Origin of the sequence: Mesorhizobium sp. LjNodule214 (assembly GCF_964252735.1) — a bacterium.
Taxonomy (GTDB): domain Bacteria; phylum Pseudomonadota; class Alphaproteobacteria; order Rhizobiales; family Rhizobiaceae; genus Mesorhizobium.
The window spans coordinates 109133-124685 of the sequence record NZ_CAXUPE020000002.1 but is presented as its reverse complement, the minus strand read 5'-3'; the positions used below and the strand labels follow the sequence as shown (position 1 = coordinate 124685).

General features: G+C 61.7%; 14 protein-coding genes and 1 tRNA gene. 4 read left to right on the top strand and 11 right to left on the bottom strand.

Features of this window, described 5'->3' with window-relative positions; translation table 11 throughout:
- Window positions 1–17: 17 nt before the first annotated feature.
- The 4 genes from ACSQ3Z_RS14435 to ACSQ3Z_RS14420 all read right to left on the bottom strand — a co-directional run bounded on the left by ACSQ3Z_RS14435 (window position 18) and on the right by ACSQ3Z_RS14420 (window position 4198).
- Entirely contained in the window at window positions 18–890 is an 873-nt protein-coding gene (locus ACSQ3Z_RS14435) for an SUMF1/EgtB/PvdO family nonheme iron enzyme (protein ID WP_436172026.1), read from the bottom strand.
- 72 nt (window positions 891–962) lie between these two features.
- Window positions 963–2066 carry a copper-containing nitrite reductase gene (nirK, locus tag ACSQ3Z_RS14430; protein WP_436172025.1) on the bottom strand — a complete coding sequence of 368 codons (1104 nt, stop codon included), beginning with the start codon at window positions 2064–2066 and terminating at the stop codon, window positions 963–965.
- Between the two features lie 301 nt (window positions 2067–2367).
- The gene (locus ACSQ3Z_RS14425; RefSeq protein ID WP_436172024.1) at window positions 2368–2814 is read right to left on the bottom strand and encodes a pseudoazurin; all 447 of its coding nucleotides are present in this window, start codon (window positions 2812–2814) and stop codon (window positions 2368–2370) included.
- A 133-nt stretch (window positions 2815–2947) separates the two neighbouring features.
- The gene (locus ACSQ3Z_RS14420) at window positions 2948–4198 is read right to left on the bottom strand and encodes an NnrS family protein (RefSeq protein WP_436172023.1); all 1251 of its coding nucleotides are present in this window, start codon (window positions 4196–4198) and stop codon (window positions 2948–2950) included.
- Between the two features lie 205 nt (window positions 4199–4403).
- Between ACSQ3Z_RS14420 and ACSQ3Z_RS14415 the strand changes: the two genes are divergently transcribed.
- The gene (locus tag ACSQ3Z_RS14415; protein WP_436172022.1) at window positions 4404–5108 is read left to right on the top strand and encodes a Crp/Fnr family transcriptional regulator; all 705 of its coding nucleotides are present in this window, start codon (window positions 4404–4406) and stop codon (window positions 5106–5108) included.
- Here ACSQ3Z_RS14415 and ACSQ3Z_RS14410 read toward each other — a convergent pair.
- From ACSQ3Z_RS14410 to ACSQ3Z_RS14395, 4 genes are all read right to left on the bottom strand, one after another.
- Complete coding sequence (locus ACSQ3Z_RS14410; RefSeq protein WP_436172021.1) at window positions 5105–5320, bottom strand: DUF1858 domain-containing protein; 216 nt, start codon at window positions 5318–5320, stop codon at window positions 5105–5107. The genes ACSQ3Z_RS14415 and ACSQ3Z_RS14410 overlap by 4 nt on opposite strands.
- Window positions 5321–5416: 96 nt before the next feature.
- Window positions 5417–5755 carry a DUF779 domain-containing protein gene (locus ACSQ3Z_RS14405; RefSeq protein ID WP_436172020.1) on the bottom strand — a complete coding sequence of 113 codons (339 nt, stop codon included), beginning with the start codon at window positions 5753–5755 and terminating at the stop codon, window positions 5417–5419.
- Window positions 5756–5822: 67 nt separating this feature from the next.
- Window positions 5823–7340: an aldehyde dehydrogenase gene (gene adh, locus ACSQ3Z_RS14400; RefSeq protein ID WP_436172019.1), complete on the bottom strand. Its 1518-nt coding sequence runs from the start codon at window positions 7338–7340 to the stop codon at window positions 5823–5825.
- 147 nt (window positions 7341–7487) lie between these two features.
- Window positions 7488–8456, bottom strand: coding sequence for a helix-turn-helix domain-containing protein (locus tag ACSQ3Z_RS14395; RefSeq protein ID WP_436172018.1), 969 nt, complete (start codon window positions 8454–8456; stop codon window positions 7488–7490).
- Between the two features lie 947 nt (window positions 8457–9403).
- On the opposite strand from ACSQ3Z_RS14395, the gene ACSQ3Z_RS14390 reads away from it, so the two are divergent.
- Complete coding sequence (locus tag ACSQ3Z_RS14390) at window positions 9404–9691, top strand: hypothetical protein (RefSeq protein ID WP_436172017.1); 288 nt, start codon at window positions 9404–9406, stop codon at window positions 9689–9691.
- 524 nt (window positions 9692–10215) lie between these two features.
- Here ACSQ3Z_RS14390 and ACSQ3Z_RS14385 read toward each other — a convergent pair.
- The 3 genes from ACSQ3Z_RS14385 to ACSQ3Z_RS14375 all read right to left on the bottom strand — a co-directional run bounded on the left by ACSQ3Z_RS14385 (window position 10216) and on the right by ACSQ3Z_RS14375 (window position 13770).
- A tRNA-Glu gene (locus ACSQ3Z_RS14385) sits at window positions 10216–10290 on the bottom strand.
- A gap of 179 nt (window positions 10291–10469) precedes the next feature.
- The gene (locus tag ACSQ3Z_RS14380; protein ID WP_436172016.1) at window positions 10470–11609 is read right to left on the bottom strand and encodes a D-Ala-D-Ala carboxypeptidase family metallohydrolase; all 1140 of its coding nucleotides are present in this window, start codon (window positions 11607–11609) and stop codon (window positions 10470–10472) included.
- A 325-nt stretch (window positions 11610–11934) separates the two neighbouring features.
- Window positions 11935–13770: a PHA/PHB synthase family protein gene (locus tag ACSQ3Z_RS14375; RefSeq protein WP_436172015.1), complete on the bottom strand. Its 1836-nt coding sequence runs from the start codon at window positions 13768–13770 to the stop codon at window positions 11935–11937.
- A 97-nt stretch (window positions 13771–13867) separates the two neighbouring features.
- Here ACSQ3Z_RS14375 and ACSQ3Z_RS14370 point away from each other — a divergent pair, with 97 nt between their 5' ends.
- Window positions 13868–14275, top strand: coding sequence for a hypothetical protein (locus tag ACSQ3Z_RS14370; protein WP_436172014.1), 408 nt, complete (start codon window positions 13868–13870; stop codon window positions 14273–14275).
- A 47-nt stretch (window positions 14276–14322) separates the two neighbouring features.
- A complete protein-coding gene (locus tag ACSQ3Z_RS14365) occupies window positions 14323–15540 on the top strand; it encodes an LL-diaminopimelate aminotransferase (RefSeq protein ID WP_436172013.1) in 1218 nt (405 codons plus the stop codon).
- Window positions 15541–15553: the final 13 nt, after the last annotated feature.

The following is a 15553-nucleotide window of genomic DNA, read 5'->3' as shown; positions in this document are numbered from 1 at the left end:
CACTCTTGTTCATGCTGTCAGGAAAATCCCAGGCGCCGGAGGGCGACCTGCACAAGACCGGGTCGGTCGCGGACAAGCCGGAAACCCAGATTGTCGGGCGGCGTGCCGACGGCGCAACCGCCGCTCTTTCCGTCGCGGATGAAGTTCGACATGTAGGTGCGGTGGAAGCCCTCGACAGCGTGCACCCCACAATTGTCGATCGATCTCGCGGTTCGCTTGCCATCCATATCAATCGTGGCATGGGAATAACATGTCGAGGTCCATTCCCAGACATTTCCGGCAACGTCCGCCAGGCCTTTTGAATTGGTGCCGAAGGAACCTTGAGTCCTCGGCTCTGGATCAGGTTTGCGTCCGAGCGCTGCCTCCAGGCGGTACTGTGTCAGCCACCGGCGCGCCGGGTTGTTCGGGTCGCTTTCGCCGCCCTCGATGTCACCCCGGAACCGTTCGCTGGCGGCATAAGCCCACTCGACATCCGTTGGCAGCCGCCATACCTCGCCTGTGCGGACTGACAGCCAGGTCGCATAAGTTTCAGCATCGATGTGGCTGACGCCAGTGACCGGAATGTTGCCATTCCTGCGTGAGTCGGCGGGCTTGCAGGCGCCGTCCGCCACGCACCGCCCATATTCCGAAGCGCTTACCTGGTACTTCATGATTTCCAGTTGCGCATCGATGGTTTCATGCACGATGGGCGCCGCGGCGGGACGGTTCTCCTTGAGGAATTCCCCGGGCAGTTGGTGATCAAACGAGCCGGGTCCCAGGGCAACCAGTTCGCTCACGGCTACCGGTTGGGGGAACTCCAACGATCTCTCGTCGAGCGCATGGGCTATGCCCATGCCGATTAGCGCGGCAGCCCCGATTGTTCCGAAGGTGAAGACAGGATCGAAGGACATGGTATCAAGGCCGGCCGCGAGAGCAACCCTTTGGCTTCGCCGCAGGGCTGCACTGAGGATCGGATCTCCCGTTTACGAGGCAATTGCCTTGGGCGCTTCGACCTGCATCATCAGATCGTCGTCCCAGTTTCCTTCGACCGTGAAGTGCGCGCTTGCGCCGAGTTCAACGGCCTCAATCAGATTATGGTTCACATAGGCATAGATACCCGGTTGCAGGAATGTGTAGAATGCCGCCCCGGCCGATCCGCCGCGGATGAACCAGGTTTCCAGATCCTTGGCCGGAGGGTTGGCGAACTTGCCCTGTTCCCAGACAAAGTCGCCATGACCGCCGATTAGGTGCGGACGCGTGTCGCGGTTGGCCTGCGAATGAACGATCAATATCGTTTCGCCGACCTTCGCCTTCATGGCGTTGTCGCCGGTCAGCGAACCTGCCTTGCCGTTGAACACCACATGCGTCGGGATCAGCCCGCGCATGACCTTCATGGTGTCGTCGTAGTTGTCGCCGGCCGACTCGTACTTCTTGAATTGCCCTTGCTCGTCGCGCGGGATGTAGAAGTCGTTCTCGCCGATGTAGTAGATGCGGTCGTAGTGGACGGGCTTGCCCTTGTCGTCCTTGAGGCCGTCACGCGGCAGGACCATCACCGCACCGCTCATCCCTGACACGACGTGCCACGGGATCATCGATCCTCCGGGTGCGCAGTGATAGACGAACGTTCCGGACCGGGTGGCCTTGAAGCGCAGCGTGACCTGTTCGCCGGGATTGACCAGCGTCAGTTCGCCGCCGCCGAGAGCGCCGGTGGCAGCATGGAAATCAATGTTGTGGGCGAGCGTATTGGTCTCGGGATTGATCAGTGTCAACTCGATATAGTCGCCTTCATGCACGACCATCAAAGGACCGGGAACCGAGCCGTTGTAGGTCATCGCATTGAGCTGCGTGCCGTCGGCATCGATGACCATCGGCTTCTCCTCGATCGTCATGGTGAATTCGACGACCTTTGGACCACCCTTGGCGACCTGGTCATGAGCGTGAACGAACGGCGGCGGGACCAAGGTCACCTTTTCACGGGGCAATCCGGCAACGTCCTTGGCACTTGCCACTGCGGGCATTGCACCAACGGTTGCGACCGCGGCTGCGGCAAGGACAGTTCCCAACAAAGCTTCGCGTCTCGTAAGCATTTCCATCTCCTTGGTTTCGGCCATTCGATGTCGTGAGAATAGTCTCGGCTCCGGCCAAGTCTTTGCGCTAGCGCAAACCCAATGGCATTGGCGCCGTTTCTGTTTTGGAGACCGGGTGCATGGACGCGAACGCTGAACCGGATGGGAAGGGCGCGTCTGTGGGAGATCAACCTGGAGCGGAAGGGATCGGCTCTGTGGCTCGAAGTCCCGAATGAAATAGGCCGGACCAGACCGCTCCTCCGGTCTGTCCGGCCTCTGCCTCCGGAAGATCGCGAACCGGAGGGCATCTGGGAAAAGCAGGTCAGTTGGAAGCAGTCTTGGTCGCTTCGGCGAACAGTTCGGCGAATACGGGTTTGGCCTTTCCGACCTGCTTGACGGCTTCCGCTGCTGCCAGGTTGACGGGCTTGCCGACGACGATCAGCGCCACCATGCCCATGCCGTAGTGTGGAGCGCATTTGACGCCATAGACACCTTCCTGGTTCAGGGTCACCGTCACTTCCGCATTCGGCTCGCCTTTGAAAGCTTCAGCGCCGTCCGGAATCATGTCCTTGATGCTCTCGGCGTTGTGGGACTTGTCGGTCGGCACGAACTTGATCGTGTCGCCGGGCGCCGCCCGAACGAAGGCGGGCTGGAAAACCATCGAACCTTTTTCTCCCTTGTTGAGCATCTGCACGATGTGTTCTTCGGCATTTGCGGCGCCGGCGATAGAAAGCAGGGCGATGGCCGCGGCGATCAGGGGCAGTTTCATTTGGATGTCCTTTCTTGAGTTCGTCACGGCATCAACCGTTGCGCTCTTCTACTGGACCGGGAGACTTGATGATTTGCGCTGGCGCAAATTGGCGTGTGAAATGTGCAAGACATTCTCGGAGAGAGCTGCCGGTCTAGGGATCCGGTTCGATCGGTAGCCGGTTCCCGCCGATCTCCGGCCTCAAAACGGCGGCTCTCACCTGCCTCGTTTGCAAACGTGGTCGAACGAGCATCCCGCCGAACAGGCCCGCATAGCCGATGAAGGACGCGATCCATAGCGCCGCCGACGTATGGAGGAGCATCGATTGCGCCGGAGCGAATGCAGTTGCGATGCGAAAAATGGCGGCAAGCACGATCGCGACAAAGACCGCACATGTGCCGATGCTTGCCCTAAGGTCGCGGCCTGTGTGTCCGAGCGTGGCTCGCGTCATGACGGCGAGCGTCATAGAGGCCACGGCTCCGACGCCGAACGCATGAATGCCGGCTATTGCAGGGATTTTCCCAGGAACGAAGATAGCAAGGCCGGCGAGCAAGAGACCGATCGGAACGAAGGCGAACGCGACGTGCAGGATCACCACCAGGGGATCGCGTAGCGTTCGGTCTCCAGCCCAACGGGCAAGCCGAACGGCATTGAGGATCGCCCCCGCGATCAGCATCGCCCCTGTGCCAGCACTCTCTGGAAAGAAAGCCCAGGCCATCAATCCGGCCGCAGAGAGCGCGATCGTCCCCACATCGAACCTGCCGAATGGGACCGGCAGACGCCCCGGTTTCTTGCGCGCCAGCCAGTTTCGGGTGAAGGAAGGAACGATACGGCCGCCAATGATCATGATGAGTACGACCGCCGCGCCGAGACCGAGGCGGCGGCTTATGTCGGACATGCCTTGATAGTGCGCTTCGGCATGAAACATCATGTTCGCTGCCAGAAGCGCCGTCACAGGCAGCAGAACCTTGAGGTTTCGCCAGTTTCGGCCGGCGATGATTTCCGTTGCGGCGGCGACGGCGACCGCGAGAAGGAAAGCGCAGTCTATGACGGCGCCGAGCAACCAGCCTAGGTCCGCCGAAAAGAAGACGACGAACCGTCCCGCGCACCAGAGCAATGCGAGCGCCAGCAGGGGAAGACCCTGCACGGGAAGACGTCCGCTCCAGTTCGGGATTGCAGTCAGCAGGAAGCCCGTCACAACTGCCGCCAGATAACCAAACAGCAACTCGTGGACATGCCAATCCACGGGCGAGAAGACGCTGGAGGTTTCGAGCCTGCCGTAAAACAAGGGCAGCCAGAACAGGATCGCCGCACCGGCCTGCAGGGAGCCGAGGAGAAAGAATGGCCGGAAGCCGTAGGAGAGAACTGCCGGATAGGCACTTGGCCGAGTGCGTGGAATTGTCATGACATTCCTTCAAAGAGAAATTACAGGTGTCCCTGGCAGGTCATATCGACGGCTGCCACTTCGGTCGTTCTATCCCGGCTTGGCAGACGGAATTTGCCGCTGCGCAAACAAGATCGGGAATTTCAGGGAAAGGCGGCCGGCGTGCACCTTGCCGCCCATACGGACCTGAATGCGTCGGCCTTGGTCAAGTTGGGGAGGAACGGAGTTGGGTAGCCTCGATCGCTCGCTGATTGCCGGGCTGTCCGTCTTTGAAGGCATAGCCGCCACGGATCTCGACCATATTGTCGGCCAGGCGCGGTCACTGAGGATTGCCAAGGACCAGCCGGTGTTCGAGCAGGAGCAGGAAGCGCATTCCTTCTTCCTGTTGCTCGACGGACATGTGCGCGTCGTGAAATCGACGCCTGACGGGCACGAGGTGACAGTGCGATACATTAGTCCAGGCGAGCTGATGGGCATCGCGCACGCGCTTGGCCGCACCACCTATCCGGCCAATGCAATAGCCGCCGTCGATTGCGTGGCTCTTGCCTGGCCAAGCCATCTATGGCCAACGCTCGCAGCAAATTTCCCCAGCTTCAGCGCCAACACATACAAGTCCGTGGGCGGCAGGCTGCAGGATGCCCATACGCGCGTCATCGAGATGGCCACCGAACAAGTGGAACAGCGCGTCGGCCATGCACTGCTCAAGCTGGTCAAGCAGGCGGGTAAGAAGACGGAGGAAGGCATCCTGATCGACTTCCCCATCTCACGCCAGGACATTGCCGAGATGACAGGGACAACGCTTCATACGGTGAGCCGGCTGCTCTCGGCGTGGGAAGACCAGGGATTGGTCAAGAGCGGGCGCCAGAAGGTGACCGTGGTCGAGCCTCACCGGCTTCTTCTGATTGCAGAAGGTCGCGCGGAGAAAAGCTAGTCGGAGTCGGTACTTTCGACCGCGGCCCGCAAATCGCAGCTGAGTTGTTCCTCATTCAGATCGTGCTCCCGTGCGGCGTCGGAAACGGTGTGGAACGAAGCAATCGGGCAGCCGACGCAAAGCAGGCCGTGCTGGAGCACGACCCGGATGGCTGCCGGCGACCGGCTCATGATTTCGTCCATCGTCGCATCGTCGCTGAATTTGTGTTTCATGCTGCTTGTCCGCGCTTTGGAAGCGGACATCTTGCATCCGCTTTGCGGGATGCTCGTTGCGCTGAGACAAAGAGCAAGCAGCCCGATCCTCGCTTGTTACCCCTGAATGGCGCAGATCGTCGACCGTGTCAGGAACCGCTTCTCCCGGCCGTTGTCCAGCGAGAACATGCCGCCGCGGCCAGGTACCACGTCGATAATGAGATCGGTGTGCTTCCAGGCCTCGAATTGCGAAGCGCCGATGTAGAACGGCGCGTCGCCGATGTAGCCGAGCAGCACATCCTGATCGCCGACGATGAAGCCGGCACGCGGATAGCACATTGGCGAAGAGCCGTCGCAGCAGCCGCCGGATTGATGGAACAGCACCGGACCGTGCTCGGCAACGATCTCCGCGATCAGTTCAAGCGCTGCCGGCATTGCCGTGACCTTCGCATGCATGGCTTTTTTCGATTTCCAGCTTGGGCGCGGCCCCTCGCGGAGCCGCGCCTGTGAGCCAAAGAGGCGATCAGAAGAAACCGAGCTTCTTCGGGCTATAGCTAACCAGCATGTTCTTGGTCTGCTGGTAGTGGTCGAGCATCATCTTGTGCGTCTCGCGGCCGATGCCGGACTGCTTGTAGCCGCCGAAGGCCGCATGCGCGGGATAGGCGTGGTAGCAGTTGGTCCAGACACGGCCGGCCTGGATCGCGCGGCCAAAGCGATAGGCGCGGTTGGCATCCCGCGTCCAGACGCCGGCGCCGAGGCCGTAGAGCGTATCGTTGGCTATGCTGAGCGCTTCGTCGTCGTCCTTGAAGGTGGTCACCGACACCACGGGCCCAAAAATCTCCTCCTGGAAGACGCGCATCTTGTTGTGGCCTTTGAACACGGTCGGCTTGACGTAGTAGCCGCCCGCCAGGTCACCGGGCAGCATATTGCGGGCGCCGCCGGTCAGCACTTCCGCGCCTTCCTGGCGGCCGATGTCGATGTAGGACAGGATCTTTTCCAATTGGTCGGACGAGGCCTGCGCACCGATCATCGTCGCCGGGTCCAGCGGATCTCCCTGTACGATCGCCTCGACGCGCTTGAGGGCGCGTTCCATGAACCTGTCGTAGATCGATTCATGGATGAGCGCACGGCTCGGGCAGGTGCAGACTTCGCCCTGGTTCAGTGCGAACATGACGAAGCCTTCGATCGCCTTGTCGAAGAAATCGTCGTCCTCGGCGACGACATCCTTGAAGAAGATGTTGGGCGACTTGCCGCCCAACTCCAGCGTGACGGGGATCAGGTTCTGGCTGGCATATTGCATGATCAGCCGGCCCGTCGTGGTCTCGCCGGTAAAGGCGATCTTGGCAATGCGCGGCGAGGACGCCAGCGGCTTGCCGGCATCGAGGCCGAAGCCGTTGACGATGTTGAGCACGCCCGGCGGCAGCAGATCGCCGATAAGATCGGCCCACAGCAAGATGGCTGCCGGGGTCTGCTCGGCGGGCTTCAGGACCACGCAGTTTCCGGCGGCGAGCGCGGGAGCAAGTTTCCAGCACGCCATCAGCAGCGGGAAGTTCCAGGGGATGATCTGGCCGACCACGCCGAGTGGCTCGTGGAAATGATAGGCGACAGTATCGTCGTCTATCTGGGAAAGGCTGCCTTCCTGGCCACGCAAGGCGCCAGCGAAATAGCGGAAATGGTCGATGGCCAAAGGCAGGTCGGCCGCGGTCGTTTCACGGATCGGCTTGCCGTTGTCCCAGGTTTCGGCGCGAGCGAGGAGATCGAGGTTTTCCTCCATGCGGTCGGCGATGCGGTTGAGGATGAGTGAGCGTTCGGCCACGCTGGTGCGTGCCCAAGCGTCTTTGGCGGCATGGGCCGCATCAAGGGCCGCCTCGATGTCCTGGGCGTCCGAACGCGCCACTTCGCACAGCAGCTGGCCGTTCACCGGCGAGAAGTTTTCGAAGTAGCGGCCAGAGTGCGGTTCCGCCCATTTGCCGCCGATGAAATTGCCGTAGCGCTTGTCGAAGGGCGCCTTGAGCGAGCGTGAGAATTCAACCTTGTTCATGTGTCTTCCTCCCAAAACTGACGTCGCGGGATGCGACGCTTCGGAAGAGAGACTTGCGATTTCCGCCGCCATTGTCACCGGGCCGAGGACAGTGGCCAGGCGGGATGTGTCGCAGAACTGCGACAGTCAGGCGAGGATTCGAAAAGGTCAGTGAGACCGGTGGACAACCAGGCGGTTGAGCTTGCGATGAAGCGTCGCGCGGCTGATGCCAAGCGCCTGAGCCGCAGCCGAGACATTTCCGTCAGCGCGCGCCAGCGCCCGCTGGAGAACGCCGCGCTCGGCCTCGGCGAGAACTTCGGGGCCGCTCTCGGCCCAACCGAGCAGATCGGCTGCGGGCATCGGCTTGTCAAGACAATGTTGGGTAATTCCAAGCGCCAGGCGAGCCGACCGGGTCGCACCGACTACAAGGTCGTCCGCATCAACGGCGATCAGCGCGCCGGAGCCTTTGTCGGTCACCGGCGCCAAAAGAATTCGCGCCTTGGGAAACGCCATCCTGAAATTCTCTGCCTCGATCCGACGCACCGCGTCGACCACGGCCACCGAAATAAGACTGGCGAAGGCCTCGGTCAGATCGGCCCGGCAGGAAGAGACGTCAAGCGCAGCCACAAGATTCCCCTCATGATCGTAGATCGGAGCGGTGGTGCAGCTCAGCCCCGTGTTGCGCGTTTGAAAATGCTGGTCGCGGTGGATCGTCAGCGCCCGCTGCTCGACCAGACAGGTGCCGATACCGTTGGTGCCCTGGCTCTCTTCGTTCCAGATGGAGCCAGTCCACAGCCCCCAGGAATGAAACGTCTCGTCATCCACGGGCGCGCCGCGCCGTTCTACCGGCACGCCGTTGCGATCTGCGAGCAGGGCGCAGCACCCGACGCCGCCCACCGCTAGATAGAGCCGGTCCAGACTCGATTGAGCAGCCCGGACGAGTGGTTCGATGCGTTGCCGGGCCTCCCCCAATTCCGCCTCTGTCAGATAGCGTGGCGGGCTGCAATCGGCCGGATCGAGCCGATGCAAACTGGAAGACCGTCGCCAGGAGGCGACCAGCGCGGACTTCGCCGCGGCGTCCGAAGCGATCGCGGCCTGAATGCGGGCGGCATGATGACCGGATAGATCCTCACCCATGCTATCCTCCCAAATCCCAACCTTGCCTTTTCAGCTTCTTGACCAAGGCTGCTTCAAGACAGGTAATGCTGGTTTAGTGTCAGGTTCCGCTTTCAATCAGCGCACTGTCAATCCGACAGAAGAATTATAAAGGGGAACATTTGCCATGTTCCCTTCCATCTCGCGATGTCCAACTCGTCCTCGCCGGCAACATGCTCTCAAGAATACAGAAAGCCTACATGCTCGAAACTGGCATTTATTGATCGAGAGCAAAGTTCCAGCGAATTTCCGGCGTTCGCACCCTCATAGGAGAGGTTGACATGTCCGTACCGAAAGCTTCCCAACGGACGATGCTTCCCGAACAGGCAGACCAACCTGCCTATGGCGACGAAACGGCAAAGCACGGCAAGCCCGGAGCCAACCCTAGATCTTCCGAGAAGACGAGCTCACGGTCTTGCTGGCTCGGTCACTGGGCCGGCTTAGATAGCGAAGGTCGCAGAGCCGTCACGAATGATGGCAGAGCGCGGCACCGGCCGCTATGTCGGCAGCGCCTTCAATCAACACCAATCGTGAGATGCGGGAGCGGTTGTGGAAGCGCGTCCAGGAGGCTCCAGGGCAGCCGCCAAAGGGCATGAAGCGGCCGGCGACTGGCTGGGTCAAGCCGGGGCTGATCGGCCGTGTGAAGCACCTACGCGGCGAGGACGATTTGCGGCATGCGTCGCTGCAGGATTTCCGGGAGGAAGGCCGATAGCTGCCGGCTGCCGATCGAACAGCAAACAGGGATCGACAGGCCGGCGCTCTAGGGCGTGGCCGGGTGCGATGCCTGGTGGCAAACCGCACCGGTCACCTGCGGCTGAAACTGGGTGAGTTCCCCTCCGCCTCGAATCGTTGATCGATACATTAGGGATCACGCAATTCAGCCAAAATGAATAGGACGCCTTACCATTTCTACTATCGACAGGCGTAAAGTGCTGAAGAATTTTGCAGTTCCCTGCCACACACTGGGTCTGTACGATCATCGCGCCATTCGCCGGCCCACCAAGCTAAAAGATGGAGATTTCCATATGGAAGCAGCCGAATTGCGGGCGATTAGCGACACCCTCACACGGATTGTGAAGCCGGACATGACCCCCAAGCAATTGATCAAAGCGGCACGCAGGGTGCATCCAAACGCCTCGAAGAAGAAAGTCGTTCGGGCCGCGTTCTTCTTGATCATTTCCCATGCGGATCGAGACGTCGGCAACTGGAGGAAATAGGAGGGTGGCACGCGAGAATTACCATCCAACGTAGATCGTGTGAAAAGGCCGGTGCAGCGCCCTAGCCAAGCCCCAACTGCACCGGCCCTGCGAGACGTCGCATTTTATAGCAGATTAGCAATCCCTCAAATGAGACCTAGGGCCCAAGGTGCTAAGCACAAAGACGTAAGGCGAGAATGGCCGGTGCAACGGGGGCTCACTGGGGGCGGGGCGCCGCACCGGCCACAGCGGGTGGTGGCAACCATTCCCCGCGCTGATTAATTTATGAGCACATTGCAGGTCGCTCAATTAAGACTGAGTGCCCTAGTTTGCCGGGGCCCCAAAGGGTCTAGTTCACCGGCCGCTGTTTCCCCATGATGTCGTGTCCATGTCGCGCGGATCCGCCGATAATCGCAGGAGAAACCCATGGAAGGCAACGAGGTGGTTCCGAGCTCACGCCGAATCTGTTCACGGAAATTCGCGGGCGTTTATTCGGTCGATATTCGACGGAAGAGAGTGAAAAGCAGCTAAGTATTTGAAAATTCTGGTACGCCCAAGGGGAATCGAACCCCTGTTACCGCCGTGAAAGGGCGGTGTCCTGACCGCTAGACGATGGGCGCGCTCAGATGAGCGGCTTATAATTGCGTTGTTCGCAGCCGGCAACCCGTCTGCTGCTGCCTGCGACAACTTTTTTCGACAGTGGCAAAAACAGCGTTTTTGGCTGTCGGGCCGAAGTTTCGCAGCCTTGCCCGGTCTTCGGAAACGTGTTCGGCAGAGTTTGCGCAGATCGGGCGAAAAATCAGCCGGCGCTGCGCCTACGGCAGCGCCAGTTCCAGTCGCGCTCGGGGCCGACGTCGACATGGACGGATTCGGTGTGGCAGTAGGTGCCGACGCCGCCACGGCCCGGCATGGTGCGGATGTAGTTTGCCAGATCCCATTTGGAGACGCCTGGAACCTGGATGTCGGCGGCAGCGCAATACATGTGCAGCGAGTTCTTGGCGCCGTTGGCGCGGCGGTTGCGGGCGGGGTCGCGGTAGCCCGAGGTGACGACCATCTTGCGGCCGTAGTGACCTTCGATCGTCTTCAGCACGCGCACCAGCGAGGGCTTCAGGCAGGCGACGTCGACGCTCTCGGTCTGCTTCAGCAGGCCGTTGGGGGCAAGGCGGGCAAGGCCCGCGGCGGAGGCCACCTGGTAGGCGCCGCCCTCGTCCTCGTTCAGATCGACGTCGCTTTCGTCGTCGAGGCCGGATTTGCGCTTGATCTCGAACAGCGCCGTCTGGCGCACGCCGGGCAGGGCGTCCGCACCGGTGATGTGGTTGCTATCGCCGCCGATCGAGGCAAGCTGCACCGGCTTTTCGGCCGGAGTGGCCGAGGCCAGCGTGATAATAGGCTTTGCCGGCGCCGTGGCCTTGGCCTGCGCAGGCTGCTCGCCCGAGCGCGCGTTGACCAGCGGCGCCGGTGCCGCCGAGGCCGGTGTGGTGCTGAACAGCGAGGCGAGGAAACCCTTCTTCGGCGCGCTAACCTGCTGCGGCGCCTCGCCGGCCGTAACATAGACCTGATTGGTCGTTGCCGGGGGGGCGGCGGCTATGGCTTCCTGCTTCGGCGCAGTCGTGGAAGCATCGGCGGCGGCTACTTTCTGCGCCACTGCGTCGGTCTCGGCGGCTGTCTGCGCCGGCTGTACCAGCGGCTGCGGCGTATTGCCGGCAACGGTGTCGGAACCGGCAGGTACGTTGATTGGGAAGGCCGCCCCGGGCTTGGTCACCGGCACAAAGGCGACCTTTTCAGGCAAAGGCTTGTCGCCCTCGCTCATCACGGTCGATGCCTCCGAAGAGGCTGATGTCACCTGCGTGGACGAATCGGTCGCGGTCGCCGTCGTGGCGCTGGAGGCCGCATTGATGTCAGCCGAGGTGGCGTTATAGCCTGGCATGCCGACGGACATTGTAGGGTCGCCGGCCGAGGTGCAGGACGCCAGAAGCACGGAGAAAAGCGCTGCCGCAATGCTGCGGCTTTCCCCTCGCGTGAGACGCCAACCTGCTGACTTCAAAACAAAATTCCCCCTCGGTATCCGGCCGGTTCATCGTCGACTCGGCGCCTCGCGCTCCATCGCAATGCCCCTTGTTCCCCAACCGGAAACGGGACCTGTGTCAAATCTGCAAGCCTCGGATTTATTCGTTTGTAGAAGGCGAATTGAGGCTGCCGGATGGTTGACGACACCATTTCGGCCTGTTTTGCCGAGCCGTCAACTCACCAGACATTACAGTCTGTTACACACGCACCTTGACATAGGTGCCCGGCGCATCACCCAAGGTTTTCATATGCTTGCCGGGTTTGCGGGCTGGCACGCGGGTGTTGTCCTGGGTCTCGACCCAGTGCTGCCAGTGCGTCCACCAGGAGCCAGGATGCTCCACCGCCGAAGCGAACCACAGGCCAAAGTCGCCCACCGGCTTGCCGCCGGTCCAGTACTGGTACTTCATCGACGCCGGCGGGTTGACGACGCCGGCAATGTGGCCGGAACCGGCCATCACATATTCGACCGGGCCGCCGAAATATTGCGAACCGAGGAACACCGAAAGCGCCGGCGCGATGTGGTCTTCCTTGGAGGCGAGGTTGTAGACCGGAATGGTGATGTCGGCGAGCGACACGATGCGGCCGGCAAGTTCCATCGTGCCTTTCGAGAGGTTGTTCTCGAGGTAGCAGTTGCGCAGATAGAAGGAATGGTTGGCGGCGGCCATGCGTGTCGAATCCGCGTTCCAGTAGAGCAGGTCGAAGGGCAGGGGATCCTTGCCGCGCATGTAGTTGTTGACGACATAGGGCCAGATCAGGTCGCCCGAGCGCAGCATGTTGAAGGCTGTCGCCATCTTGGTGCCGTCGAGATAACCCTTCTCGTTCATCGATTTTTCGACGGCCGCGACCTGGTCTTCGTCGACGAAGACTTTCAAGTCGCCGGCATAGGTGAAATCGACCTGGGTGGTGAAGAAGGTCGCCGATTTGACGCGGTCGTCGCCCTCCTGCGCCAGCAACGCCAATGCCGCCGCCAGCAGCGTGCCGCCGACGCAGTAGCCGATGGCGTTGACGTCCCTTTCGCCGGTGGCCTTCTCGACCATGTCGAGGCCGTATTGCAGGCCCTCGCGGATATAGGCCTCCCAGCTCTTGGTGCCGTGGCGCTCGTCCGGATTGATCCAGGAGATGACGAAGACGGTGTGGCCCTGCTCGACCGCCCAGCGGATGAAGGATTTCTGCGGGTTGAGATCGAGGATGTAGTACTTGTTGATCCAGGGCGGGCAGATCAGCAGGGGACGCTTGAGCACGGTCTCGGTCGCTGGATCATACTGGATGATCTCCGCGACATCACTGCGGCCGACCACCTTGCCGGGCGTGGTGGCGACGTTCTTGCCGATCTCGAAGGGCGAATAGTCGGCCTGCCTGAGCTTCAGGTCGCCCTTGCCGGCGGCGATATCCTCGGCCAGCATCTTCATGCCGCGCACCAGGTTCTCGCCGTTGGAGGCAACCGTTTCGCGAAACAGCTCCGGATTGGTCAGGATGAAGTTCGACGGCGAGATCGCGTTGGACACCTGCTTGACGTAGAAGCTGGCCTTGTGGCGGGTGTGTTCGTCCAGCCCCTCGGCATGCTCGACCAGGTCGGCCGCCCAGCGCGAGGTGACGAGATAGGCCTGCTTGAGGAAATCGAAGAAGGCGTTGCGGCCCCATTCGGGATCCTGGAAGCGCTTGTCGCCGCGCTCCGGCTTGATCGCGTCGTCAGGCGCCTCGGCGTTGGGGCTGACGCGCTGGATGGCATTTGCCCAGACCGTCATGTAGCCGGCGAACAGACGCGTCTGCGCCTCCAGCGCACGCTGCGGGTCGGCAAGCCAGTATTCGCTGAGCTTGGAGAAAGTCTTGACCATGTCGACCACGGGTTCGGCGACGTGGTCGCGCACCTCGCCCTTTTCGCGCGGCTCGGCCCAGGCGGAGGCGGCCTTGCCGGCCTGCTCGACCATGCGCGCCATGTTCAGCGCGAAGCGTTCCGGGTCCTTTACCAGATATTGCTCGACGGTCGAAGGTCCGCCATCTTCCGCTTTGCCCGAATCGGGTGTCTTGGACATGGTTCTCGGGGTTCCTCCCGGAGCGTTTTCTTGACATAGTATCATGGGACATTCGGCCGGGTCCAACACGCTCTAACCCGGCTGCCAGGAAAACAATATGACGATTAATATCGGCGAGACCGTTTTTTCGAGCGCTGTTGGTATTTGCCGCATCGCTGCCGCGATGGCCTTGCTGGGGGGCACCCTGCTTGCGGCCGGCGGTTGCGCCAGCAGCAACACCGGCAACACGGCGCCGGTCGCCCTCGTCGACGGCCCGAAAGACACCGGTTCCTATCCGAACCTCAACATCCCGCCGCAGGTGGCCGCCAAGCAACTGACGCCGGAGGAGACCAAGGCCAAGCTTGCCCAGTTGAAGGGCGACCAGCAGGCGCAGCTCGGCAAGAGCGGCGGCACCGGTGCGAGCAATCCGGCGGCGCTGAACTCGCTGGCGAAGACCCATGGCGACGATACGCTGAAGCAGATCGAGACCAAATGCGATCCCGCCCTCGACCCTACCTGCAATTAGGGCTATATCGCGCGCCGAAAACACCTCTTTGAATGTCTGGAACTGACATGGAAGAATTTCACAAGGTCCGCCGGCTTCCGCCCTATGTCTTCGAGCAGGTCAACCGGCTGAAGGCCAGCGCCCGCTCGCGCGGCGCCGACATCATCGACCTTGGCATGGGCAATCCGGACCTGCCGACGCCGAAGGCGATCGTCGACAAATTGTGCGAAGTGGTGCGCGATCCGCGCACGCATCGCTATTCGTCGTCGCGCGGCATTCCGGGCCTGCGCCGCGCCCAGGCCGCCTACTATCAGCGCCGCTTCGGCGTGAAGCTCGACCCCGACACCCAGGTCGTGGCGACGCTGGGTTCGAAGGAAGGCTTCGCCAACATGGCGCAGGCGATCACCGCGCCCGGCGACGTGATCCTGTGCCCCAACCCGACCTATCCGATCCACGCCTTCGGCTTCATCATGTCCGGAGGCGTCATCCGCTCGCTGCAGGTCGAACCGGATGACGGCTTCATCCCGGCGGTCGAGCGCGGCATCCGTCATTCGATCCCGAAGCCGCTGGCGCTGATCCTCAACTACCCGTCGAACCCGACGGCGCTGGTCGCCTCGCTCGATTTCTACAAGGACGTGGTCGCCTTCGCCAAGAAGAACGACATCATCATCCTGTCGGACCTTGCCTATTCGGAGATCTATTTCGACGGCAACCCGCCGCCTTCGGTGCTGCAGGTTCCGGGCGCCATCGACGTCTGCGTCGAGTTCACCTCGATGTCGAAGACGTTTTCCATGCCCGGCTGGCGCATGGGCTTCGCGGTCGGCAACGAGCGGCTGATCTCGGCGCTGACGCGGGTCAAGTCCTATCTCGACTACGGCGCCTTCACGCCGATCCAGGTGGCGGCGGCGTATGCGCTCAATGGCGACGGCGCCGATATCGCCGAAGTGCGTGAGGTCTACCACAAGCGCCGCGACGTCATGGTCGACGCCTTCACCCGTGCCGGCTGGACCATCCCGGCGCCCGCTGCCTCGATGTTCGCCTGGGCGCCGATCCCGGAACCATTCCGCCATCTTGGCTCGCTCGAATTCTCGAAGCTGCTCATCGAGCACGCCGACGTGGCGGTGGCGCCGGGCGTCGGCTTCGGCGAGCATGGCGACGATCATGTGCGCATCGCACTCGTCGAGAACGAGCACCGGATCCGGCAGGCTGCCCGCAACATCAAGCGCTTCCTGGCGTCCAGCGCCAAGCAGCCCAACAATGTGGTGCCGCTCTCCGCGCACCGCTGAGTTTGCCTGACAT